Genomic DNA, 24,200 nt, shown 5'->3' with positions numbered 1-24,200 from the left:
GTGCACGCCCGGTCCGCATTTTTGGGGTGATTCGGTACATACAAAACCCCTCCAAAAATGCGGGAGGGACCTGCAAAACCTCTCTTAAAATGAGAGGTCTTCGGCCCGGTCCATCGCGGCATAGATCCGCTTGGGCGACACCGGCTGCGGGGTGCCGAGGCGCTGGGCGAACAGGCTGACCCGCAGTTCCTGCAGCAGCCAGCCGATGTCCACGACGTCTTCGTCCCGGCGCCGGTGCGGGGGCAGCTTGGCCAGGAACGTGGCGAACTCCTCCTCGACCGTGTGCACCGTCGCCATCCGGTCGCGGTCCTTGGCCAGGTCGAGCGCGCCCTTCTCCAGCCGCTCGGCCATCGCCGCCAGATAGCGGCGCAGGTGCGGCAGCCGCTGATACCCGGTGGCGGCGACAAAGCCGGGCCGGATCAGCAGGTCCAGCTGTCGGCGCAGGTCGGTAGCCATCTCGGCGGCGGCCGGTGCGGTGAGCCGCTGGAGCCCGAGCGTCACCTCCCGGGACGTGTCCAGGATCGGGGCCAGGGACTCCACGATCTGCAGCACCCGCGGCACCGCCTGCTGCTTCACGATCGCCAGCGCCCGGTCAAAGTCCTGCGGGCTGCGCACCCGAGCTCCCGGCATCTCCGCCACCACTGAGTCCACGGCGCAGGCGAGGGCGTCCTGCAGCAGCAACGGCACCGACCCGTGCGGGTTGTGCCCCAGCGACAGCTTCTGCTGGTTCGTCAGCAGCGCCAGCAACCGTTTCCACGGCGGGGTCGTGCCCAGCAGGAGCAGCCGTCGCACCCCCACGCGTGTGGCCCGATCGGCCTCGGAGGCCGTGCCCAGCACCCGCACGTCGACCGCCTTGCCGGTGTCGACCAGGGCCGGATAACCCACCACGGTCTTGCCGCCCACCTGCTGCTCAAAGGTCTCGGGCAGTATGCCGATCGCCTCGGTCCACGAGGTCAGTCCCGTCCGCTCGATGCTGGCTGCCGCACGGGCCATCGTGGTCCGCACCGCGGGGGCCAGCTCGGCCTGCAGGGCCGCGAGGTCCTTGCCCTCCCCCAACAGCTCGACCCGGGGCCGGCTGCGGCCACGCCGCGACCCCAGCCGCGGTGCCCGCTCCACCGCGAACGTCACCCTGAGGTGGTCCGGGACCCGGTCGACGTCGAAGTCCGACGCGCTGACGGGCACGACCCGGCGGGCATCGAGCTCGTCGGCCAGCGCCTCAACGAAGGTCTCCTGCTCATCGCGCGGGGCACCGATCGCGGCCAGGGCCCGCCGGGCGTGATCCGGGGCCGGCACGAAGTTGCGACGCAGGTCCTTGGGCAGCGACTTCACCAGGGCCGTGGCCAGCTCCTCGCGCAGCCCGGGCACGAGCCAGTCGAAGCCGTCGGGGCGCACCTGGTTGAGCACCTCGATGGGCACGTGCACCGTCACCCCGTCCGAGCCGGACCCGGGCTCGAACTGGTAGGTCACGGTGAACTCCAGGTCACCCTGGCGCCAGGTGCCCGGATAGTCGGTGTCGCTGACCAGCGAGGCATCGTCACTGACCAGCAGGTCCTCGGTGAAGGTGAGCAGTTGGGAGTCCTGGCGGCGGGCGCTCTTCCACCAGGTGTCGAAGTGGGCACCGGAGACGACCTCGGGCGGGATCCGTGCCTCATAGAAGTCAACCAGCGTCTCGTCGTCGACGAGGATGTCGCGCCGTCTGGCCCGGGCCTCCAGCTCGCCGAGCTCGCGGATCAGCCGCCGGTTGGCGTGGAAGAAGTCGTGCCGGGTGTCCCAGTCCCCCTCGACCAGCCCGTGCCGGATGAACAGGTCGCGGGCCACCTCGGGGTCGATCCGCCCATAGGGAACGGCCCGATCGGCGATGAGCGGCACGCCATAGAGGGTGACCCGCTCGGTCGCGACAGCCGAGGCGCGACTGCGGGACCAGCGCGGCTCGGAGTAGGAGCGCTTGACCAGGTGCGCGGCGGCCCGCTCCACCCACGCCGGGTCGGTGGGAGCGTTGACCCGCGCCCACAGCCGCGTGGTCTCGACCAGCTCGGCCGTCATCACCCAGTCGGGATTCTTGCGGTGCAGGACCGACCCGGGCTGGATGACGAACCGGGCACCACGCGCCCCGGCATACTCCCGCTTGTCCCGGTCATAGAGCCCGACGTGCGACAACAGGCCGGCCAGCAGCGACTGGTGGATCTGGTCTGCGCTGGGCTCGTTGGAGTTTGCCTGCAGCCCCAGGGACTTGGTCGCCGACGTGAGCTGGGAGTGCAGGTCCTGCCACTCGCGCACCCGCAGATAGTGCAGGTACTCACGCTTGCACATCCGCCGGAAGGCGCTGCCGGACAACGCCTTCTGCTGCTCCTTGAGATAGCGCCACAGGTTGAGCAGCGTCATGAAGTCGGAGTGCTCGTCCTTGAACCGGGCGTGCGACTGGTCGGCCTGGGCCTGCGCGTCGACGGGTCGCTCACGCGGGTCCTGCATGGACAGTGCGGAGACGATGACCGAGACCTCCCGCAGGGCACCGTTGCGCTCGGCCTCGATCACCATGCGCGCCAGGCGCGGGTCCACCGGGAGCGCGACGATCGCCCGGCCGTATGGCGTCAGTCGCTTGCGCGGGACGTGCACCGGGGCGTCGGGGTCGATCGCCTGCAGCTCGTCGAGCAGGCGCACACCGTCGGCGATCTGCCGTGAGTCCGGTGGCTCCAGGAACGGGAAGCCGGCGATGTCTCCCAGACCGAGATTGGTCATCTGCAGGATGACGGAGGCCAGGTTGGTGCGCAGGATCTCCGGCTCGGTGAACTCGGGCCGGGCCTCGAAGTCCTCCTGGCTGTAGAGCCTGACCGCGATGCCGTCGGCGAGTCGCCCGCAGCGACCGGAGCGCTGGTTGGCGCTGGCCTGGCTGATCGGCTCGATCGGCAGGCGCTGCACCTTCAGTCGCTGGGAGTAACGGGAGATGCGGGCTGTGCCGGTGTCGATGACATAGCGGATGCCCGGGACGGTCAGTGACGTTTCAGCGACATTGGTGGACACCACGATCCGGCGGCCCGAGTGCCGGCTGAAGACCCGGTGCTGCTCCGCGGCGGAGAGGCGACCATAGAGCGGCAGCACCTCGGTGCCCGGCAGGTTCATCCCGTCCAGGGCATCGGCGACGTCGCGGATCTCTCGCTCACCGGAGCAGAAGACCAGGATGTCGGCCGGGCCACCGCCGGGATCCTCGGTCCACAGCTCCTCGACCGCCTCGCAGACGCCGGTGACCTGGTCGATCTCGACGTCGCGGGGCACTCCGTCCTTGGTCGGCGGCCCCGGCCGGGTCAACGGGCGGAAGCGGATCTCGACGGGATAGCTGCGCCCGGTGACCTCCACGACCGGCGCCGGCCGCCCGTCGGCGTCGGCGAAGTGCTCGGCGAAGCGGGCCACGTCGATGGTGGCCGAGGTGATGATCACCTTCAGGTCGGGGCGGCGCGGCAGCAGCTGCTTGAGGTAACCGAGGATGAAGTCGATGTTGAGACTGCGCTCGTGGGCCTCGTCGATGATGAGCGTGTCATAACGGCGCAGGTCACGGTCTCGCTGCAGCTCGGCCAGCAGGATGCCGTCGGTCATCACCTTGACCAGCGTGTCCCGGGTGGACTTGTCGGTGAAACGGACCTGATAGCCGACCGTCGTGCCGAGCTCGACACCCAGCTCCTCGCTGATCCGCTCGGCCACCGAGCGGGCTGCGATCCGCCGCGGCTGGGTGTGCCCGATCGTGCCCTGGATGCCCCGGCCGAGCTCGAGGCAGATCTTGGGCAGCTGGGTGGTCTTGCCCGAGCCGGTCTCCCCCGCGACGATCACGACCTGGTGGTCCCGGATGGCGGCGGCGATGTCCGCGCGGCGCTCGACGACCGGCAGGTCGGGCGGATAGTTGATCTTCGCTGGCAGCATGGCCTGGCGAGCGGCGGCACGCGGGGCGCGCTGCTGCGGACCCGGCTCCTGCCGCGGGCCACGTCGGCCCGGGCGGCGCCGCTGATCCCCTTGCTGCTGTCCGCGGGCACGCCGAGGTGGGTTGGCGCGCTCGGTGGGCATGAGAGACATCGTCACAAATCGCGTCCCGGATTGCACGCCAGTTCCTATTTTTGGAGAGGTTTCGCTGGCGCGCCACGCGTTTTTGGAGAGGTTTTGTCGGTGGATCCACAGCACTGCGTGCGACACCAGTGTGCTGGGCGACGTATGACGCCCTCATCGGCACCACTGCGTCGCACCATGTCTGCAGCTGATGAGTCGCGACCGGCGCGCGGGCCAAGCGGCTACGGCTGCTTGCTGAGATCCTCGAGAAGACGCTCGGCCCGGCCGAGCACTTGCGTCCGGGGCGTGACCGCGGCCAGCGACGCGATCTGCTCGGCGACCCGATCACCGAGGTGAGTTGACAGGGCGGCCTGGAGCACGGCATACCGCTCGATGTCGGCACCCACGGGTGGCGGGGCGGAGGGAGCACCCGCCGCCGCCCCCAGGAAGAAGGCGGCGTCCGACCAGCGGTCGAGGAGGGCCAGCAACTCGGCGAACATCCGCAACAGGGTCCAGATCTGGGCCCAGGCGCTCAACCGGCGCAGCTCGACGACCAGGTCCAGCCCCAGTATGACGGCCTGCTCAGACCGCCCGCCGCGCACGAGCAGAGCGAAGATCGCCACCCGGGCGACCCGGCTTACCTGCTCGGCGTCGACCCGGTCGGCCTCCTTCACCGCCTGCCTCAGCAGGGTCACGCCGCGCTCCGGGTCAGTACGCGCCGCCACCTCCCCGGCGGCATACCGGGCAAAGGCGAGCGTGTGGTCGCTCCCGGCCGCTCCCGCGGCCAGCGCGACCTCAGCGTGCTCCCGGGCGGTCGCCAGGTCGTCGGCGTAGCAGGCGAGCAGGGCCAGTGACGTGTGGGCCTCGCCGACGAAGCCCGGTGACTCGGCCAACTGCCGAAACCGGCGGACCGCCTCGGCATGGTCCCCGGAGTACATCGCCGCGACAGCCAGGGCGAGGACGGCGGTCAAGGCCGCCAGCGGGTCCTGCGACATCTCCAGCGACGCGGTGGCGAGCTCGACGGCGCGACCCACTTCGCCGCGCTCCCCCGCGAAGAACGCCCCGGCAGCGACCCCTGCCGCGACGTGCGGGCCAGGGTGACGCACCCCGTCCTCCGCCACCTCGATGATCAGGTCCCGCAGCGTCGGCCCCGGCGTCCAGTGCCAGCACTGGACCACCGCATGGGCAATCTGCGAGGCCAGCACCCTCTCCTGCGCGTCGAGGGACCAGCGCAATGCCACGACGACCTCCGCGCTGGCCGCGGACATCCGCTCACCCAGCTCGAGGCCGTCGGCGCTCGCCCAGTCATCCTGGATCCTCGTGACCACCTCGCGCTGCCACTCGGCGTGGCCCCGGCAGACCTGCTGGGCACGACCCGACTCGGCCAGCCGACGGCCGGCGAAGTCCCGGACCATCTCGAGCAGGTGATACCGCGCCCCGCTGCCCACCAGGTGGTGCGCCACGAGCGACGACTCGACGATCTCCGCCAGCGCCGACGTGGTGTCCGCCTCCCAACCGGGCAGGTGAGCGGTCAGCCCGCGCACGTCCTCCGCGGTGAAGTCGCCACCGAAGACCGACACGAGGTCCAGCAACGCACGCTGCTCGGAGGTGAGCAGCCCGTAGGACCAGGCCACGACGGCACTCAGCCCGACATGCGTTCGCGCCGCCATCTGCGCGAGGACCTCGCCGAGCGAGGAGGTGGCGGTGCGGGAGGCCGCCAGCTCCAGCGCCAGCGGCAGCCCGTCGCAGCGCCGACAGAGCTCGGCCACCTGGGCGGTGTTGTCGGCCGTCACGGCGAAGGACGGCCGCAGCCGGCGCACCCGATCGCCGAAGAGGCGTACCGACGCGGCGGACCCCTGGGTGCTCACCGGCTCCGTGGCGTCGGGCAGCCGCAGCGGCTGGAGCGGCACCTGCAACTCGGTCAAAACCCCGAGCCGCCGGCGGCTGGTGGCCAGCACCCGCACCCGGAAGCAGCGCCGGGCCAGCGTCGTCACCACCGGCACCACCTCCTCGACGAGGTGCTCGCAGTTGTCCAGCACCAGCAGGTGCGGCACCGCGCCGAGGTAGTCCACCAGGTCGCTCAGCACGGTCTCGGGCTCGGTGCGCAGCCCCAGTGAGTCGGCCAGCGCGGTGGCGGCGCGCCCCGCGGAGACGGTGGCCAGCTCGCACACCACGACCGGCAGTCTGAGCCGCTCGTGCAACCCAGGAAGCGACTCGGCCGCCAGCCGCGACTTCCCCACACCACCCGGACCGGTCACGACGGTCACGTGGTTCGCGACGACCGCCCCGGCCAGGTCGGCGAGCTCCTCCTCCCGCCCGATGAAGGGGGTGGAGGTGTCCAGCCACACCCGAAGGCCGGACGACGAGGACCCGGAGGGCCGCCGACGTGGCGCGGCGAGCTCGTGCCCGAGGATGCGCTCCTCGAGCTCGACCAGGTCCGGTGAGGGGTCCAGCCCGAGCTCACCACCCAGCAGCGCCCGGTGTTCTCGCAGCCCCTGCAGCGCCTCGGTCTGCCGTCCGGAGTGATAGAGCGCCGTCGCGAGCAACTCGACCGCCCGCCCCCGGAACGGCTCGTCGGTCACCAGCTGCGCCAGCACCGGGACTGCCGCAGCCGGCTCCCCGGTCTCGATGAGTGCGGCTGCCTGCCCCTCCCGCGCCTCTGCGCGCAACTGCTCGAGGTGCCCGGCGAGGTCGGTGGCGAAGGGCGCGTCGGCATACTCCCCCAGTGCCGGACCCCGCCACAGTGCCAGGGCGCGGCTCAGCAGGTCCCGGGCGACCCCGGGCTCGGCGGAGCGGGAGGAGTCGAGGAGCGTGACGAACTCATCGGCATCCACGACCCCGGCCACGAGGCGGTAGCCCGCTGGGTCCAGTTCGATCGCGGTGTGCCCCAGGCGAGTTCGCAGTCTGGAGAGCACGGTGCGCAGCGCACTCGGCGGGTCGTCCGGCAGGTCACGTGGCCACGCCGCCTCGATGAGCGAGTCCGCTCCCACCGGGTGCCTGCCGTGGGCCAGCAGGCAGGAAAGCACCGCCCGTTGACGCCCCGGCGGGATGTGCCGCAGGTGGCCGTCGACGTGGACCTCCAACGCTCCGAGCACGCCGAATCGCAGTTCTGGCATCACCTCAACTATGCCCGAGGCGGCGGTGAAACTCCCGTGAAATGCGCGCCGGGCACGCTGGGGTTCCCATTCCACCAGGAGGAACCATGTCCACAGCAACCCTCGACCTCGAACGGGTCGGAGTCTTTGCGCAGCAGGTCGGCGCTATGCTCGCCGGCGGCGCGACGGCCGCGATGATGGTGGTCGGTGACCGCACCGGCCTGTATGCCGCCATGGCAGCAGGCGGGCCCCTCACCTCCGCGCAGCTCGCCGAGCAGACCGGCACCGCTGAACGCTATGTGCGCGAATGGCTCGCGCAGCAGGCCGCGGTCGGTTTCGTGACCTACGACCCCGGGGCCGGCACGTTCACGCTGCCGCCCGAGCACGCCGCCGTGCTGGCCTTCGACGAGTCACCCGCCGCGATGATCGGCGCCGCCCCGCTGGTCAGCGGGATGCACCGCCGGACCGACCAGCTGGTCGAGGCTTTTCGCACCGGCGCTGGCATCCCGTGGGCCGACCAGGACCCCGCGACGTTCGAGTCGACCGAACGGTTCTTCGCGGTCGGCTATCGCAATGCCCTGGTCAGCGAGTGGATCCCGGCCCTCGACGGCGTCCACGACAAACTGCAGGCCGGGGCCACGGTCCTCGACGTCGGCTGCGGGCGCGGGGCACCGCTGATCCTGCTGGCGCAGGCCTATCCCGCCTCGCAGTTCATCGGCTATGACATGCACCCCGAGTCGATCGAGATCGCGACCCAACGTGTTGCGGAGTCCGGGGTCGGCGACCGGGTGCGGTTCGAGGTCAACTTCTGCCACGGCTACCAGGACCGCGACGTCGATGTCATCACCTTCTTCGACGCCTTCCACGACCTGGGCGACCCGGTCGGAGCGGCCGCTCACGCCCGCCGGTCACTCGCGCCGGACGGCACGCTGGTGCTGGTCGAGCCCCGGGCCGCCGACGACCTGGCCACCACGCTCGGCACGATACCGATGGCCGCCCTGGGGTTCGCGGCCTCGACCTTCCTGTGCACCCCGAACTCCCTGTCCCAGCCGGTGGGACTCGGCCTCGGCTCCCTGTCCGGGGAGCAGCGGCTGCGCGCGACGCTCGCCGAGGCGGGCTTTGGCACGATCCGGCGGGCCGCCGAGAACGACTTCACCATGGTCATCGAGGCGCGGCCCCAGGGCTGAGGTCCAGGCGGCGCAGGGTCTGGGCGTTGAGGGCCACGATGACGGTCGACAGCGACATCAGGATGGCACCGACGGCCATCGGCATCACGAAGCCCACGGGCGCCAGGACTCCCGCGGCCAGGGGCACCGAAACCAGGTTGTAGCCGGCGGCCCACCACAGGTTCTGGGTCATCTTGCGGTAGGCAGCCCGCGAGAGCCGGATGATGGACAGGACCGAGCGCGGGTCGTCGCTGGCCAGGATCACCCCGGCGGAGGCGATGGCAACATCCGTGCCGGCACCGATGGCGATGCCGACGTCGGCGCGGGCCAGGGCGGGGGCGTCGTTGACACCGTCGCCCACCATGGCCACCGTCCGGCCACGATCCTGCAGCTCGGCGACCTTGTCAGCCTTGTGCTCGGGACGCACCCCGGCGAAGACCTCGTCGATGCCCAGCTCGGCGGCGACGGCGCGGGCCACCGGTTCGGCGTCGCCGGTGATCATCACGATCTGCAGCCCGGCGTGGTGCAGCGCCTCGACGGCTTCACGCGACTCGGGCCGGATCTCGTCAGCGACGGACAGCGCTCCGATGGCCTGCCCGTCACGCACGACATGCAGGACCGTGGCACCCGCACCGGCCCACGGCTCGGTCTGCGGCAGCGGGTCCAGCCGCTCCTCCTCGAGCAGGTAGGGGCCACCGACCCGCACGGTGGCGCCGCCGACGGTCGCACGCACACCGACGGCTGGCGAGGCGCTGAAGTTCGTCGCCGCCGGCACGTCGAGCCCCTGCTCTCGGGCCGCACGGACGATGGCCTTGGCCAGCGGGTGCTCACTGTCGGTCTCCGCAGCCGCAGCCAGGGCGAGCAACTCGCCCTCCGGCATACCGACGCTGTGGACGCCTGTCACAGCAGGCTCGCCGCGGGTCAGGGTGCCGGTCTTGTCGAACAGGACGGTGTCCACCGTGCGCATCTGCTCCAGGGCGAGCCGGTCCTTAACCAGCACGCCACCGCGGGCTGCGCGCTCGGTGGTGATGGAGACGACCAGCGGGATCGCCAGTCCGAGGGCGTGCGGGCAGGCGATGATCAGCACGGTGATGACGCGTTCCAGCGTGGTGGCGGGATCACTGACCAGGAGCCAGACGACCGCAGCGATGATCGCCGCACCGAGGGCATACCAGAACAGCCAGGCGGCTGCCCTGTCAGCAAGACGCTGGGCGCGACTCGAGGACCCCTGCGCCTCAGCAACCAGACGACGTATGCCGGCAAGTGCCGTGTCGTCGCCCACCGCCGACACCCGCACGCGCAAGCCGGAGTCGGTGGCCACGGTGCCAGCCACGACCTGATCACCCACACTGCGGCGCACTGCGGCGGACTCACCAGTGATCATCGACTCGTTCATCGCGGCCGCGCCCTGGGTCACGACGCCGTCCGCAGGGACCCGCCCACCAGGACGGACCACGACCACGTCATCGATCACCAGCTCGGCGGGGTCGACCGCGACGATCTCGTCGCCCTCGACCCGCTCCGCCTCGTCTGGCAGCAGCGCCGCCAGCGAGTCCAGCGCCGAGGACGTCTGCGCCAGGGACCGCATCTCGATCCAGTGACCCAGCAGCATGATCACGATCAGCAGCGCCAGCTCCCACCAGAACTCCAGGGTGTGTGAGATGAGTCCGACGCTGGCCGCGAGCGAGGCCACGAAGGCGACGGTGATCGCCATGCCGATGAGCAGCATCATCCCTGGAGCGCGGGAGCGGATCTCCTCGATCGCCCCGGTGATGAAGGGCCGGCCGCCCCAGACGAACATCACGGTGCCGAGCACCGGTGCGACCCACCCGATGCCGGGCACATCGGGCAGCTGATACCCCAGCAGGTCGGCAAACATCGGGCTGGTCAGCACGGTGGGGACCGCGAGCACCAGCATGATCCAGAACAGACGTCGGAACATGGCCACGTGGTCACCGTGGTCACCGTGGTCGTGCCCACCGCCGCCATGACCTTCGTGCGCCCCGTGACCCTTGTGGTCGCTCTGCTGGTGATCGCCGTGCTCGTGCCCGACGTCGTGCTGTGTCATCACGCCTCCTTGATACCCGTATGGGGTATACGTGCCAACCGGGCCGACACCGGAACCATTCCATCAACCTGCCAGGTGACCCGCAGCCGTGCACGACCGCGGGCGGGCAGGAGCGTCACCGGAGCGCTAGCGTCGAGGAGACACGCACCCACTCACCCGGGAGGTCACCGTGCCCACGTCCATTGCCGAGAACATGGTCGCGCAGCTCGTCGCCAACGGGGTTCGTCGCGTCTATGGCGTGCCCGGTGACTCGCTGAACGGTTTCACCGACGCCCTGCGCGCCGACGGCACCCTGCGGTGGATCCATGTGCGCCACGAGGAGGGCGCCGCCTTTGCCGCCGCTGCCGACGCGGAGCTGACCGGCGATCTCGCTGTCTGCGTGGGCAGCTGCGGGCCGGGCAACCTGCACCTGATCAACGGACTCTTCGACGCCAACCGCACCCGGGTGCCGGTGCTGGCGATCGCGGCGCAGATCCCCAGCAACGAGATCGGCAGCGGCTACTTCCAGGAGACCCATCCCCAGCAGATCTTCTCCGAGTGCAGTGTGTATGCCGAGCTGGTCGCCCATCCCTCCCAGATGCCGCGGGTCATGGAGATCGCGATGCGCACCGCCATCGAGAAGCGCGGCGTCGCGGTCGTGGTCATCCCCGGTGACATCGCCCTCCAGGAGATCGAGGACGAGCGGGTCAGCGTCATCACCCGTGCCCGCCCGCACGTCACCCCCGCCGAGGACGAGCTGCGGGCCGCGGCCGAGCTGCTCAACGGCGGCGACAGGGTCACCATCCTCGCGGGCGCGGGCGTCGAGGACGCCCACGACGAGGTGATCGCTCTCGCTGACACGCTGGGTGCCCCGATCGTCCACGCCCTGCGCGGCAAGCAGTTCATCGAGCACGACAACCCCTTCGACGTGGGCATGACCGGTCTGCTCGGTTTCGCCTCCGGCTATCGGGCGATGATGGACAGCGACGTCCTGCTGATGCTCGGCACCGACTTCCCCTACCAGCAGTTCTATCCGCCACAGGCGCGGATCGTGCAGGTGGACCTGCGGGGTGAGCAGCTGGGCCGACGGGTCCCGCTGGACCTGGGCCTGGTCGGCGACGTGGCCGACACCGTGCGCGCCCTGCACCCGATGCTGCAGCACAAGAAGAAGCGCCGTCACCTGCAGGACTCGCTCAAGCACTACCGCAAGACCCGGGAGAAGCTGGACGACCTGGCGGCCCCCAGCAAGCGGGGCCGGGCCATCCACCCGCAGTATGTCGCGCGCCTGGTGGACGAGCTCGCCGCACCTGACGCGGTCTTCATCCCCGACGTGGGGTCACCGGTCGTCTATGCCGCCCGGTATCTCACTGGTGGGGGCGGCCGCCGGATCATCGGCTCGTTCCTCCACGGGAGCATGGCCAACGCGTTGCCGCAGGCGGTCGGCGCCCAGTCGGCATACCCCGAGCGGCAGATCGTGACGCTCTCGGGAGACGGGGGCCTGACGATGCTGCTCGGAGAGCTGCTCACCCTGACCCAGAACGACCTGCCGGTCAAGGTCGTGGTGCTCAACAACTCCTCGCTGAACTTCGTCGAGCTGGAGATGAAGGCCGCCGGCTATGTCACCTATGCGACGGACCTGGAGAACCCCGACCTGGCCGCCGTGGCCACCGCCCTGGGCCTGAAGGGCATCCGGGTGGAGCGCTCCAAGGACCTGCCCGGCGCGCTGCAGGAGATCCTGGATCACGACGGCCCTGCCCTGCTCGACGTGGTCACCGAGCGGGAGGAGCTGACCATCCCGCCCGCGATCCAGGCCGAGCAGGTCAAGGGCTTCACGCTCTATGCCCTCCGCACCGTCTTCTCCGGGCGCGGTGACGAGCTGCTCGACCTGGCGCGAGCCAATCTGCGACAGCTGTTCTGAGCCGACCCGCTCACCGCCGACGCAGAGTCACCCCCGTGGGCTGGGTGAGGGTCTGGGCCACGACGCAGTAGCGCTCGGTGAGTTCCAGCAACCGGGCGACCTTGTCGTCGTCGGCGTCGGTGTCCAGGTCGAAGACCAGCTCGATGTCGCCCAGGCCGACGGGCGCGTCGCGGTCCACACCGAGGGTGCCGCGCGCGTCCCAGGTGCCGTTGGCGGTCACCGTCGCCGAGCGCAGCTCCACGCCGAGCGCGGTCGCGACCGAGGACAGCGTCACCCCGGCACAGGCGACCAGTGCCTGCAGGATGATGTCACCGGAGCAGGCCTGGGAGCCGTCGCCGCCGGCCGCTGGGTGCAGCCCGGCCACCACGTCTCCGGCCCAGGTGCCGACCGTCGCTGTCAGCCCCGCCTGGTCGACTCGGGCCGTGGCCGTGCTGGGCGTCAGGGCCGTGGCCGGATCCTCACGGTAGCCCGCCTTGATCGACTTCTGCCGGTCTCGCAGGGCGGCGGCCGCAGCGGCCACGTCGAAGTCAGTCTCCACCGTCGTCATGATGCCAGCAGCCCGGCCCGTCGCTCCAGTTCCCGCACCCGTGGGATCACCTCGGTGCCAAACCGCTCGACGTCCTCCCGCACGTGCAGGAAGCCCAGCAGCAGCAGATCAACGCCGACCTTCTTGAACTCCACGATCCGCTCGGCCACCTGGTCGGGCGTGCCGATCAGTCCGGTGCGGAAGCCGTCGTTGTACTGCACGAGGTCCTTGAACTCGCTGTCGGCCCACATGCCCTTCTTGTCCGCCGTCGCCGCACCGGCCTGCTTGACCGCGTTGCCGAAGTCGTTGACCTTGTCCACGTCGGCCTTGGCGATGATCTCCTCGACCACCTCCCGCGCCTCCGCCTCGGTGTCCCGCACGACGGCAAATCCGTTGAGCCCGAAGCGGACCCGGCGACCGTTGGCGGCCGCCTGGGCGCCCACGTCCTGGATCTGCTCGGCGGCGCCGTCCAGGGTGTTGCCGTTCATGAAGTACCAGTCGGACAGCCGCCCCGCCATCGCCCGGGCCGAGGTGGAGTTGCCCCCTTGGAAGACCTCCGGCTGGAGCTTCGGCTGCGGCCGGAAGGTCACGTCGCGGGTGCGATAGAAGTCGCCCCGGTAGGTGAAGTCGTCCTCGGTCCACAGCCCGCGCAGCACCTCGATGAACTCCTCGGCGCGGCGGTAGCGCTCCTCGTGGTCCAGCCACGGCAGGCCGAGGTCGGTGTACTCCCGCTTGAACCAGCCGGAGACGACGTTGAGCGCGAGGCGGTTGTTGTGCAGATCCTGCGCCGTGGCGGCGAGTTTGGCCAGGATGGTCGGTGGCCACTGCCCGGGGTGCACGGCGGCGATCACCTTGAGCCGCTCGGTCGCTGCGAGCAACCCGAGCGAGAACGAGACGGACTCGTGCTGGGCGTCCGCGCCATACGAGGCCAGGTAACGCACCTGGGTGAGCGCGTAGTCGAAACCGACCCGCTCGGCGGTCTGCGCCACCTCCCGGTTGTAGTCCGGGGTGTGGTTGGTCCGCTGCTCGATGGTGGAGACCACCAGGCCGCCGGAGACGTTGGGCACCCAGTAGGCGAAGGACAGGTCCTCGGGCGTGGTCAGGTCGTAGGTCGTCATCAGTCAGGCTCCTGCGGTGGTCGGGGTGGCGAGCGGGGCGTAGGCGCCGGCGTGGTGCAGCAGCGGGCGTCCGGGGACAGTCGTCGCGTGCTCGACGCGAGCGATCGTCACGAAGCTGTCGCCGGCGTCCACCAGGTCCTGGACCCGGGTGATGAGCCGGACCCGGACGTCACGCAGCCGCGGCAGACCGTGGTCGTCATAGGCCCACACGTCGTCGTCGACGAACCGCTTGCTGCGGTCCCGCGCGAAGCGCTGGGCCAGTGCCTCCTGGCCCTCCCCGAGCAGGTGCAGCGCGGCACGGCCGGTGTGGGCGAGGGTGACCAGCGAGGACGAGTTCTTGCTGATGTTGAAGGAGACGAGCGGCGGGGTGAGCGAGACCGAGATGATCGAGATCGCGGTGAAGCCGACCGGGCCGCGCTCCCCTGAGCCGGTGACGACCCAGGTGCTGGCGGCGGCCTGCCCGAACGCGGTGCGCAGGTCGAGGTGGACGTCCGGAGGGACGGTGGGGTGGGTGAGTGGTTGTGCGGACATGAGGTTCCTTCGAGCAGGGTCCGGTATGCCGGACCGCAGGTGTGTGGGGTGTGCTGGCCGGCTCGGCCCGCGGGTCAGCGAGCGGGGTTGGGCAGCGGGTGCGTCGGGCGGACGCGCAGAAAGTTCGGCGGGCAGCGCGTCAGGAGCGACAGGCGCTGACCGCCCGGCGCATCAGGTCGACGTCGCGACGCAGGTGCGGGCGGTGCACGGTCAGTGGTGGTTCGGCCGGGCCGAGCGTGGTGCGGTGGTGCACGATGCCTCCATCGATCCTGGCGTGAGCACCTGTCCGGACGTGGATGGTTGCTGCGGCGTCAACGAGCCAGATCTCTCGGCCGCTCTGGATGGGTGGACCCAGACAATCACAGGATCTTCGGCAAAGTCAAGACACAGACTGGGCGCGCCGAAGGATCCGTTTCCTCGGCGGGGTGTTCAGTGCTGGACGTCGATGACGAGGCGCTCGGGACCACTGAGTCGGAACACCCGGAAGGGCGTCTCGGTCTCCAGCCCGACATACACCTGGAGCTGCCCCTCGAAGGGCACGCCGCGCAGCACCTCGGTGACTGTCTGCAGCTCCCCTCCGTCGACGAGCAGCAGCCCGTCGTCGTAGGCCGGGTCGTCCGGCTCCGGGTAGGCCATGCCCTGGGCAGTGACCACCAGGACGGCCGGGCCGGTGAGGTCGACGGGGGTCCCGCTGCCGTCGAGGGCTGGGTCGTCGACATACTCCACCCGCCAGCCCACCTCCCCGGTCCCGGACAGGTCGAGCACCACGCGGTCGTAGCCGTCCTGCACGCCCAGGCGCACGTCATCGACCAGGAGCTGCACCCCTGCCGCCGGGTCGCGGGTGAGCAGCGTTCCGGGCGCGGCAAAGTCGGGCAACGCGCTCGTGGCATCGTCGCCGTCTGCGACACCGGCCGTGCCCTCGGTCGTGGTGGGTGCAGTGCTCCCGCCGCCGGAGGGGTCCTGCTCGGCAGTGGCGCCGGGCGGGGCGGGTGCGGGTGGGGCGGGTGCAGGTGGGGTGGCGGTGGGAGCGGTACTGTCCGCGTCGTCCAGCGTGTCGGTGTCCTCCGCGGAGTCGGTCGCCTCGGACGGTGCCGTCGGACCGATCGTGATCGACTCGTCCTGCTCGATCTGAGTGCCGCAGGCCGCGAGCGCCAGGACCGTGGCGAAGACCGCCACGGCCTCGGCTCCTCGGTGAGCGCCCGCCATACCCTCAGCGTAAACCCGGGACCGGCGGCCCACGACGTCATCGTCGCCACAGATGCGCAGGTCACTACGGTGCTGTGGAAAACCTCAGCGCCGATCGAGGGGTTTGCTTCAGATTCACCCCATGAGCAATAAGACTTTCGACCTCGATGCCCGGACCCAGATGCCCTCCCTCTACGACCCTGACGTGGCCAACGACGCCCTGGAGGCGTTCGTCGAGCCGGACGATCGCCTCGCCGGTGGCCTGGCCTTCCTCTTCTGTGACGCCGACGGGCGGCTGCTGCAGCCCGTCCTGGTGGCCGACGTGCCCGACCCGCCCAGCGAGGAGCAGCGCTGGACGGCGATACGCTGGGCGACTGCCCTCTGCGAGATGGTCAGCGACGAGCACAGCGGACCGCTCGGTCTGGTCATGGCCATGGTCCGCGAGACCGGCCCGGTCAGCGACGAGGACCGCGCCTGGCACCAGGTCGCGCTGGAGGCCTGCGCGGAGGCGGAGGTGCCACTGATCGGCATGCACCTGGTCACCCTGGACGGGGCCCTCGTGCTGCCGACCGCGAGTCGGGCAGCCTGATCTGCTGGAGCTCCTGGCCGGCTCAGGGCAGCCGGCTCAGAGCAGCTGCGAGACCGTGTGGATCAGCAACCCGACCAGGCCGCCGACGACGGTGCCGTTGATCCGGATGAACTGAAGGTCACGGCCGACGTGCAGCTCGATCCGGTCGGAGGCGTCGCGGCCGTCCCACCGCTCGATGGTGTGGCTGATCACGGTGGTCAACTCTGAGCCGTAGCGCGAGATGAGCACTGCTGCCGCGTCTGCACCCCACGCGTCCAGCCGTCCCCGCAGCACGTCGTCGGTCATCATCCGCCCGCCCAGATCCTCCAGCTCCCGTGCCAACCGGGTACGCAGCTGGCCCAGCGGGTCGGCGAGCTGCTCGAGCAGCACGATCTTGACGGCGTCCCACACCGCGACCACGCTCGGACCGACCTGTGGGTGGTCGAGGAGGCGATCCTTGAGCCGCTCGGCGTTGGCCATGGTGTCCGGGTCGTGCTGCATGTCGCGGGCCAGGTCAGCCAGGTAGGAGTCCAGGGCCTGACGGACCCGGTGCTGCGGGTCGTCGTTGACGTCCTTGGCCCAGGCGACAAGCTCCTGATAGACCCGGGAGGCGACCATGTCGTCCACCCACTTCGGCGACCAGGCGGGCGCTCGGGCGCCGATGATGCGGGTGACGTCCCCCGGGTGCGCCACCAGCCAGGAGTGGAGTTCCCGGAACCCGATGTCCATCAGTCCGCGGTGGGCGTCGTCGCGGACGACCTGCTCGAGCAGGTGACCGGCGAGGGGGCTGAGCGGCTCGCGGCGCACCCTGGGCAGCAAGGTCTGCTCGACAAACTCCTGCAGGTCCGTCCCGCCCACGCGCTCCAGGACGCGTGAGGCCAGGGGTGCGGCCTCCTGGATGACCCGTTCGGAATTGACCGGGTCGCTGAGCCACTCCCCCGCCCGCCGGGTGACCTCTGCGTCCAGATACCTCTCCCGGATGGTCTGCTCGGTCAGGAAGTTCTCGGCGACGAACTGCTCAAGGCTGCGGGCGAGCATGTCCTTGCGTCGGGGGATGATGGCTGTGTGTGGGACCGGGATCCCGAGCGGGTGCCGGAACAGCGCCGTCACCGCAAACCAGTCCGCCACCGCCCCGACCATCGCCGCCTCGGAGGCTGCGTTGACGTAGCCCCAGGCGCCGTCGCGCCCGTGGGTGAGGACGAAGACGATCGCGGCCAGCACCAGCAAGCTCGTGGCCAGCCAGCGCATCCGTCGCAGGTTGGCGCGCCGCGCCGCGTCGTCGGCACCGAACGCGAGGGAGGAACGCGCTGCGGTCGCCGTCGCCATCACGGGAGTGAACTCCTGGTAGTGCTCATCTGGTTCCTTCCGCCCCGGGCCTGCCCCGGCCGACAACTCCGGCCCTTAGGGTACGGGCGTGACATGGCCAGCGCGGCCAGCGAGCCCGAGCCATCGAGCCCGAGCCATCGAGCCCGAGCCAGGGAGACCAAGTCAGGGAGCCCGAGCCAGCGACCTGAGTCAGCGAGACCGCGTCAGGGCGACCGCGTCAGGGAGTCGGAGCCAGCAGCTCCTCGACCTCGAGCATCAAGTCGTCGCTCAGCACACCCGGTCCACCGACGAACCTGACGGTGTCCGGGTCGAGCGAAACCAGCCCGTCACGCGTTGCGCCTGGCAGGCGGGACTGGTTGGCCAGCAGCACGGGAGCCCCCTGCGAGGCGGCCAGGGACGACACCGATAGTGCGTCGGCGAACCACTCTCCCGAGGCCAGATAGGTCGTCGGTGCTCCCGACTCATAGTCCTCAAACAACTTCGCGGCCGTCTCGAACCGGGTGGAGCCACTGATCCGGCTGACCGGTGCGATCTGTCGCAGCTCGCTCTCCACATACGCCGACACGGTCCCCAGTCCTCCGACGATCGTGATGCTCGGCGGGTCGAGAGCCTCCAGTGCCTGGCGCATCACGACAGGCAGGCTCGACGACTTGGTCAGCAGCACCGGTGCCCCCTCAGCGCCGGCACGCGCCGAGGCGGTGAGCGCATCAGGCATCATCGGCACGAACGGAGGCTTGGGGATCAGCGGCTGACCAGAGGCGACGTAGACGGTGTCGAATCCTGGCTCGAAGGTGGTCGCGAGCACCGCTGCTGTGCCATAGCGGTCCTGCCCGAACACTCGTATCGGCTCGATGCCGGCTGCCACGAGAGCCTCGTCCACGGACGGGTTCACGACCAGCGGGCCGCCCAGGATGACCGCGGTGGTCGGCGCGAGTTCCTCCAGCGCCACTCGCGTCGCCGCCGGTATGCCGCCCGCCCGCACCAGCAGGATGGGAGCCGGACGACCGGAGGGGTCAGCGACGAGCGGCGGCACCGTGCCGCTTCCGGCTGCAGCACCTGCCGCAACGGCGTCGGCTCCCTGGGCCCAGTCCTCACCATTGGCCAGATAGACGGTGTCCACGCCGTCCGGGAACTGCGCACTCACCAGGGCAGCCGTCTGGTAGCGGTCAGCGCCGGCGAGACGGTCGACCACGACGTGGGCGTCCTCTGGAGGGACCGGGGTCGATGCTGCGGCGGGTGCGGCAACCACCGCCACGGTCGCCGCTATGGACAGGGTCCACCGGAGCGTTCTATTCACCATCGGTCCTTTCACAGGAGCGCGGCCGGGAGCGGGGACGATCCACGTCTGCGCTGGTCGGCACGGGGACGAGCCGATCTGACGCTGATGCTATTGAAGGGTGCCGACCGCCACCTCCTGGGAGACGACTTCGGTCCGGAGGCCGTGAGAGAGCACATCAGAACCTACCTACGGCGGGGGAAGTCATCCTGAGGACGGATGCCGCGAGGCTCGCGCCACTCCTAGGGTCGAGACACACGACGAGGAGAGCCGCGCCAGCATGCGCTGCGCACAGACCGTCACGAGGGAGACAGACGATGGGCCTGTTCGACAAGATCAAGAAGACCTTCAACACCGGCGGCATCAAGGTCGGCCTGGAGGCACCGAAGAAGTTCGACTGGGCGGACCAGGTGATCTATGCCCGGGTGACGCTGACCGGTCACGAGTCCGAGCCGCGGACGATCCACCACCTGGACTTCACCCTCGAGGACGTGGGCGACAACCAGGGCCACCCCGGCATGCGGGATCGGGACACGCCTCACCGGCCGGACGGACGCCGGTTCCGCAGCACCTACCAACACCTCATCGCCCTGGAGCTGCCTCCCGGCGAGGTCCGCACGATCGACGTCGCGTTCCCGTTGGGGACCGCTGAGGGACCGACGGTCGTGGACCGCCTGTCGCTCACGAGCGGAGGGGCCGTTCTGCACTTCGGCGACCAGTGGTACGAGCTGAAGGTCGCCGCCCCTGTCGAGGGTGCCAACATGGCGAAGGCCGCGACCGCGAAGCTGAAGGCGCCAGGGCGGTTGGGCGATCGGACCATCACCTCTGGCTGACCATTAGCCCCGGCTGACCAGCACGTCTGCCTGACCATCACCCCTGGCTGACCACCTGCTCCGCGAGGTCGACAAACCGGCACAACGCGTTGACGAGACGCAACTGCTCAGGTGAGCTCACCGGGGACTCCAGCAGCGTGGGGCTGCCCACCACGACGGCCAGCGCCCAGGCGCGCGAGACGGCGACATTGAGCCGGTGGCTGTCGAGCAGGAAGCCCACCCCACGGGGGGCGTCCTGTCCGCTCGAGCTGGCCATCGAGAAGATCACCACCGGTGCCTGGCGGCCCTGGAACTTGTCGACCGTGCCGACCTGAATGCCCTCCGGAAGGCGCTCCTGCAGGAGCCTGACCTGGGCGTTGTAGGGCGAGACGACGAGGATGTCCGCGAGCCCCAGGCGGTGCTGAGCTCCGGTGCTGTCGGTCCAGGTGCCGTGCAGCAGGTCCTCGACCAGAGCCGCCACGGCCTCCCCCTCCTCCGGGGACTCGGACACGTTGCCCTGGTGGGCGACGGGCACCCAGCGCAGTCCCGAGCCGGCCAGCCCGCCCGGGGCGTCGACGCGCTGCCGCTCCAGCCCCTCGACCGACTCCAGCCGGGAGGCATAGGACAGGTCCGAGACAAACCGGGTGATCTCCGGATGCATCCGATAGGTGCGGTCCAGGAAGATGCCGCGGTCGGCAGCGATGGTGTCGGCTCCGTCGATCAGGTGCTCCAGTGCCGAGACGCCGGCCCCGTGCGGGTGCGTGCCCTGAGTGACCTGCGGCAGCTGCTGCGGGTCACCCAGCAGGACGATGCCCCGGGTGGCGGCCTGCGCCACGGCTAGGGCGTTGGCCAGGGAGAACTGTCCGGCCTCGTCCACGACGAGCACGTCCACCGCATCGGCCAACTCCTCGCGCGCCCAGAGCCAGGCCGTGCCGGCAATCAGCGTGGCACCGTCGGCGACGGCCTTGTCGAGGTCCGGGTTGCCGCTGACCACGCGCACCATGCCGCTGTCGTGGGCACGGGGCACCCCCTTGCGCACACCAGGCCGACCCACGCCCTCGATGAGTTCGGTCAGCACCGAGTGACTGTTGGCGGTGACGCCGACCTTCAGCCCGGCGTCGAGCAGGTCGCGGATCAGGGCCTTGCCCGAGAAGCTCTTGCCCGACCCAGGCGGTCCCTGCACCGCGAGCACCTGCCGGTCCAGCCCAGCACCCACCCGGCGCACCACGTCGGTCGGGGCCTCGTCACCGACAGGATCCAGACCACTCGGCACCCGGCGCTCCAGCAGCGCGGCACCGAGCGTGTCGCGCCCGGACAGGCTGGCCTCGGCGAGCCGCTTCAGGGATTTCTGCTGGGCCTGCGCACTCACATTGGTGCTCACCACCAGCCCCTGCGCGTGGACCGGCTCCTTGCTCTTGCCCAGCTTCAGCACGAGGAAACCAGCCTCGGCGTCGATGTCGACGACGGTCCCCACCCGGGTGCTGTGCTCACGCGCATCGTCGACCGTGTCACCGACCCCGATGGCCGTCTCCTGAGGCGGGAACTCGTAGCGCCACAACAGAGACCGCTGGATTGCTCCTGCCGGGGCCGGTGCGCCGAGCCCACCCAGCGTCAGCCCCTTGTCCTCGATGAGCTCCTCGTCGCTCATCTCCTTCGTGCGGAAATAGTCCCAGTGGCTCTGCTTGGCCTCGCGCCGGTGGAAGCCCACGCAGCCGGCCAGCAACTCCTGCCCGGCCGCGACGAGCCGCTCGGCCAGAGCGGTCTCGACCTGCATCGCCTCAGAGTCGGTGGCCTCCTCGCGGACCCCCTCACCGGGACGCCGCAGCACCCCACCGGTGGCACCCTCGAGCTCCGTGCGCCGTTCCTCCAACCACTCGTGCAGCGCGTGGGTGGAGCGCACGTCCTCGCGGTTGTAGGCCGCCAGCCGGTCGAGGATGGACTGGTCGACCCCGCCCTGGGCGAGCCAGCGTTCATACTCGATCACCGAGGTCATCGCGTCGGCGACCTCATCACCCTGACCCGTGCGGGTGTGCTCCCAGTAGAACGCCTCGAGCTTCTTGATCGAATAACTCGGCTTGCTGATCTGCAGGCTCTGCCGTACCACGGCATACAGGTCCACGAAACGCTCGCCGCGCAGCAACATGTCCAGCTCGGTCTCGGCGGTGCCGTGCTGCTGCGCCATCCGCTTCAGCGCGGTCTGCTCATAGGCCGCGTAGTGATAGATGTGCATCCCCGGGAACTGCTGCCACCGCTGATCCAACCAGGTCAGCAGGTCACGGGTCAGGACCTTTTCCTCGTCGCGGTCGTGCGCCCACCAGGCCAGGAACTCCTCCTCCCGGGTCCAGACACCGGCGAGGTACTCCCGCCCGGCGCCGTCCTCGGCGAACGGGTCGCCCTCAAAGTCCAGATAGACGTCACCCGGGTCGGGCTCGGGCAGCAGCTCCAGACCCTCACCCCTGCGCACCGGCAACAGTTCGTATGACGGGACGCCGCTGTCCCGCTCGCTCACCTGGAGCCGGGCCTGGGTGCGCACCCGCTCCCTGGTCCGGCTGGCGAGGACACCTGACAACTCGGCATCGGTCGCCCCGGCCAGCTGTGCCACGGTGGTGATGCCGGCGGCCTCGAGTTGCTCACGCTGCCCGGAGCGCAGCCCGGCGACCTGGACCAGGTCGTCCCGGTCGTGCCACTCCTGCTCGCACACCGCCTGCCAGCGGCATCTGCCGCAGTGCGAGACCTTGGTCGAGCGGGTTGCCGGAGCCTGGGCCACGAACCCCTCGAGCCGCTCGCGCGTGCGCCGCGCATAGGACTCCACATCCACCAACCGCCACGCGTGCTCGGCGCCGTCGCCGGTGACCACGACGAGCTGGGCGGGGGCCACCCCCTGGATGCGTTCCAGGTGCTGGGCATAGGAGGCCATCTGCAGCAGGGCAGCGGTCTGCAGGTGACGGGCCAGCTTGGTGTCGGCCACGTCGTAGGACCACACCCCCAGCCGACTGGGCCGCTCCACCCGCAGCAGGAAGTCGGCATAGCCGGTCCAGGTCTCGTCGGTGAAGGCGGCCTGATAGATCACCTGCGCCCCGGCATACATCGCCTCGACCGTGGCAGCCTCGCGCTCGGCGGCCGACCCGCGCCCCGGGATCACCACGACCTCGAGGCCGCGACGCTCCAACTCAGCGAGATAGCTCCGCTCATGGGACAGGCCCTTGTCAAAGACCAGCTGCACCTGCTCGTCGAACCCGCCCTCCGGCTGCTCCCGCTCACCCCGCGCTGCCTGCAGGTCCAGCGTCGTGGCGTGCGCACACGCCAGGTGCGTGGTCAGGTCGGTGGCGCTCAGCCGCAGCTGCCCGTCGATCAAGTGCATGCCCTCACCATGACATCCGCCGGTGACAGGGCTGATCAACCCGGGCGCCGTGCGGCAGTTCCCGTCCTCGTGCCTGACAGCGTGTGGCCAGGGTGACCGATGGGGCGGCACCGCAGGGCCGCCCTCGACAGGGTCGGGCAGTCACTCCATGACGATGATCGAGCGTCCCTGGATCTGCCCACGGTCGAGCAGGTCGTAGGCCTTGGGTGCCTCGTCGAGGGTGAACCGGCGGGTGACGGCGCGCCGCACGTCGAAGGCGCCCTCCGCGGCGAGCCGGACCACCTCAGGCAGGTCGCGCCGGGTGCGGGCACCGAACGAGCCGGTGATGGTCAGCCCGCGCCGGACCACGGCGGTGATCGGGACTGCTGCGGTGGCGGCACCGGCGGCGATCCCGACGAGGACGAGCTGGCCGCCCTCGCGCAGCAGCGACAGACCCAGCTCCACGGTCTCCGGGCGCCCGATCACCTCCAGCACCAGCTCGGCACCTGCACCGTCGGTGGCCTCGAGGACAGCCTCGCGCGCGTTAGTCGTGGCCGAGTTGACCGTGACCGTGGCGCCCAGCCCGCGGACCACCTCGAGCTTGGCGTCATCGACGTCGATCGCGATGATCGGGTCCGCCCCGAGGTGCTTGGCAAACTGGACGATGCTCGAGCCGACCCCACCCACCGCGACGACCGCGACGGACCGACCGGCCAGGTCTCCGTCGGCGCGGGCCAGTGCCCCGTATGCCGTGAAGGCGGCACAGCCGAGCACCGCCGACTCCTCCAGTGGCAGGCTCTCGGGCAGGTGCGTCAGGGCGGTCACGGGCACCACGGCATACTCGGCCAGTCCGGCCATGGAGTACATCGACAGCCGCGATCCGTCGCCGCGGGTGAGCCGGGAGGTGCCGTCAAAGAGGTTGCCGCGCAAGCGATTCTGCTCGAAGAACGGCTCGCACATGTCGTCGCGTCCGACCAGGCACTGCCGGCACGTGCCGCACGGCATGATGAACGCCCCGACGACGCGGTCGCCGACCGCGAAGCTCTCGACGCGCTCCCCGAGGGCCTCAACGTGACCGGAGATCTCGTGTCCGAGGACCCCCGGCGCGGGGAAGGCCACCTCGCCCTTGATCACGTGCAGGTCGGTATGACACACGCCGGTCGCGGCGATCCTGACCAGGACCTCCCCCGGCCCGGGGCTCGGCGTCGGCACCTCCTCGACCGTCATCGGTGTGCCAGGTCCGTCCCACACGACTGCTCTCAT

At 70.3% G+C, this 24,200-nt stretch carries 15 protein-coding genes and 1 riboswitch; of the genes, 4 read left to right on the top strand and 11 right to left on the bottom strand.

The window, feature by feature from the left end:
• Positions 1 to 84: 84 nt before the first annotated feature.
• Positions 85 to 4,059, bottom strand: coding sequence for an ATP-dependent RNA helicase HrpA (gene hrpA, locus FNH13_RS07840; protein ID WP_202878900.1), 3,975 nt, complete (start codon positions 4,057 to 4,059; stop codon positions 85 to 87).
• A 212-nt stretch (positions 4,060 to 4,271) separates the two neighbouring features.
• Positions 4,272 to 7,145: an AfsR/SARP family transcriptional regulator gene (locus tag FNH13_RS07835; protein WP_143782942.1), complete on the bottom strand. Its 2,874-nt coding sequence runs from the start codon at positions 7,143 to 7,145 to the stop codon at positions 4,272 to 4,274.
• A gap of 86 nt (positions 7,146 to 7,231) precedes the next feature.
• Here FNH13_RS07835 and FNH13_RS07830 point away from each other — a divergent pair, with 86 nt between their 5' ends.
• Complete coding sequence (locus FNH13_RS07830; RefSeq protein ID WP_143782941.1) at positions 7,232 to 8,311, top strand: SAM-dependent methyltransferase; 1,080 nt, start codon at positions 7,232 to 7,234, stop codon at positions 8,309 to 8,311.
• Here the strand turns inward: FNH13_RS07830 and FNH13_RS07825 are convergent.
• Positions 8,286 to 10,358, bottom strand: coding sequence for a heavy metal translocating P-type ATPase (locus FNH13_RS07825; protein ID WP_143782940.1), 2,073 nt, complete (start codon positions 10,356 to 10,358; stop codon positions 8,286 to 8,288). The two genes, FNH13_RS07830 and FNH13_RS07825, sit on opposite strands and share 26 nt — an antisense overlap.
• A gap of 169 nt (positions 10,359 to 10,527) precedes the next feature.
• Here FNH13_RS07825 and poxB point away from each other — a divergent pair, with 169 nt between their 5' ends.
• Positions 10,528 to 12,255 (top strand): ubiquinone-dependent pyruvate dehydrogenase, encoded by a 1,728-nt coding sequence (gene poxB, locus FNH13_RS07820; RefSeq protein ID WP_267873012.1) that lies wholly within the window; start codon positions 10,528 to 10,530, stop codon positions 12,253 to 12,255.
• Between the two features lie 10 nt (positions 12,256 to 12,265).
• Here the strand turns inward: poxB and FNH13_RS07815 are convergent, their stop codons facing one another.
• From FNH13_RS07815 to FNH13_RS19750, 4 genes are all read right to left on the bottom strand, one after another.
• A complete protein-coding gene (locus tag FNH13_RS07815) occupies positions 12,266 to 12,793 on the bottom strand; it encodes an OsmC family protein (RefSeq protein ID WP_228266647.1) in 528 nt (175 codons plus the stop codon).
• A gap of 5 nt (positions 12,794 to 12,798) precedes the next feature.
• Entirely contained in the window at positions 12,799 to 13,899 is a 1,101-nt protein-coding gene (gene sfnG / locus FNH13_RS07810) for a dimethylsulfone monooxygenase SfnG (protein ID WP_143782938.1), read from the bottom strand.
• A gap of 3 nt (positions 13,900 to 13,902) precedes the next feature.
• Positions 13,903 to 14,430, bottom strand: coding sequence for a flavin reductase family protein (locus FNH13_RS07805; RefSeq protein WP_143782937.1), 528 nt, complete (start codon positions 14,428 to 14,430; stop codon positions 13,903 to 13,905).
• Positions 14,431 to 14,687: 257 nt separating this feature from the next.
• A riboswitch (SAM riboswitch) is annotated at positions 14,688 to 14,778 on the bottom strand.
• An 81-nt stretch (positions 14,779 to 14,859) separates the two neighbouring features.
• Entirely contained in the window at positions 14,860 to 15,636 is a 777-nt protein-coding gene (locus FNH13_RS19750) for an AMIN-like domain-containing (lipo)protein (RefSeq protein ID WP_143782936.1), read from the bottom strand.
• A 121-nt stretch (positions 15,637 to 15,757) separates the two neighbouring features.
• Between FNH13_RS19750 and FNH13_RS07795 the strand changes: the two genes are divergently transcribed.
• Positions 15,758 to 16,204, top strand: a complete 447-nt coding sequence (locus tag FNH13_RS07795; protein ID WP_143782935.1) for a hypothetical protein — start codon at positions 15,758 to 15,760, stop codon at positions 16,202 to 16,204.
• Between the two features lie 36 nt (positions 16,205 to 16,240).
• On the opposite strand, the gene FNH13_RS07790 is transcribed toward FNH13_RS07795, so the two are convergent.
• Positions 16,241 to 17,509: a DUF445 domain-containing protein gene (locus tag FNH13_RS07790; RefSeq protein ID WP_228266646.1), complete on the bottom strand. Its 1,269-nt coding sequence runs from the start codon at positions 17,507 to 17,509 to the stop codon at positions 16,241 to 16,243.
• A gap of 217 nt (positions 17,510 to 17,726) precedes the next feature.
• On the bottom strand, positions 17,727 to 18,806 hold the full coding sequence (locus FNH13_RS07785; protein ID WP_165700055.1) for a cell wall-binding repeat-containing protein: 1,080 nt from the start codon (positions 18,804 to 18,806) through the stop codon (positions 17,727 to 17,729).
• A 296-nt stretch (positions 18,807 to 19,102) separates the two neighbouring features.
• On the opposite strand from FNH13_RS07785, the gene FNH13_RS07780 reads away from it, so the two are divergent.
• A complete protein-coding gene (locus FNH13_RS07780; protein WP_143782933.1) occupies positions 19,103 to 19,618 on the top strand; it encodes a hypothetical protein in 516 nt (171 codons plus the stop codon).
• A gap of 37 nt (positions 19,619 to 19,655) precedes the next feature.
• Here FNH13_RS07780 and FNH13_RS07775 read toward each other — a convergent pair whose 3' ends face one another.
• Entirely contained in the window at positions 19,656 to 22,958 is a 3,303-nt protein-coding gene (locus FNH13_RS07775; RefSeq protein WP_143782932.1) for a TM0106 family RecB-like putative nuclease, read from the bottom strand.
• Between the two features lie 141 nt (positions 22,959 to 23,099).
• Entirely contained in the window at positions 23,100 to 24,200 is a 1,101-nt protein-coding gene (locus FNH13_RS07770; protein WP_143782931.1) for a zinc-binding dehydrogenase, read from the bottom strand.

The organism is Ornithinimicrobium ciconiae (genome assembly GCF_007197575.1).
Lineage (GTDB): Bacteria > Actinomycetota > Actinomycetes > Actinomycetales > Dermatophilaceae > Ornithinicoccus > Ornithinicoccus ciconiae.
This window is presented reverse-complemented; position numbering and strand designations above follow the sequence as displayed.

What these genes read in the sequence shown, in the direction of transcription:
- hrpA (WP_202878900.1), bottom strand. Translation starts at nt 4,059, where the DNA reads ATGTCTCTCATGCCCACCGAGCGCGCCAACCCACCTCGGCGTGCCCGC.
- FNH13_RS07835 (WP_143782942.1), bottom strand. Translation starts at nt 7,145, where the DNA reads ATGCCAGAACTGCGATTCGGCGTGCTCGGAGCGTTGGAGGTCCACGTC.
- FNH13_RS07830 (WP_143782941.1), top strand. Translation starts at nt 7,232, where the DNA reads ATGTCCACAGCAACCCTCGACCTCGAACGGGTCGGAGTCTTTGCGCAG.
- FNH13_RS07825 (WP_143782940.1), bottom strand. Translation starts at nt 10,358, where the DNA reads ATGACACAGCACGACGTCGGGCACGAGCACGGCGATCACCAGCAGAGC.
- sfnG (WP_143782938.1), bottom strand. Translation starts at nt 13,899, where the DNA reads ATGACGACCTACGACCTGACCACGCCCGAGGACCTGTCCTTCGCCTAC.
- FNH13_RS07805 (WP_143782937.1), bottom strand. Translation starts at nt 14,430, where the DNA reads ATGTCCGCACAACCACTCACCCACCCCACCGTCCCTCCGGACGTCCAC.
- FNH13_RS19750 (WP_143782936.1), bottom strand. Translation starts at nt 15,636, where the DNA reads ATGGCGGGCGCTCACCGAGGAGCCGAGGCCGTGGCGGTCTTCGCCACG.
- FNH13_RS07795 (WP_143782935.1), top strand. Translation starts at nt 15,758, where the DNA reads ATGAGCAATAAGACTTTCGACCTCGATGCCCGGACCCAGATGCCCTCC.
- FNH13_RS07790 (WP_228266646.1), bottom strand. Translation starts at nt 17,509, where the DNA reads ATGGCGACGGCGACCGCAGCGCGTTCCTCCCTCGCGTTCGGTGCCGAC.
- FNH13_RS07780 (WP_143782933.1), top strand. Translation starts at nt 19,103, where the DNA reads ATGGGCCTGTTCGACAAGATCAAGAAGACCTTCAACACCGGCGGCATC.
- FNH13_RS07775 (WP_143782932.1), bottom strand. Translation starts at nt 22,958, where the DNA reads ATGCACTTGATCGACGGGCAGCTGCGGCTGAGCGCCACCGACCTGACC.
- FNH13_RS07770 (WP_143782931.1), bottom strand. Translation starts at nt 24,200, where the DNA reads ATGAGAGCAGTCGTGTGGGACGGACCTGGCACACCGATGACGGTCGAG.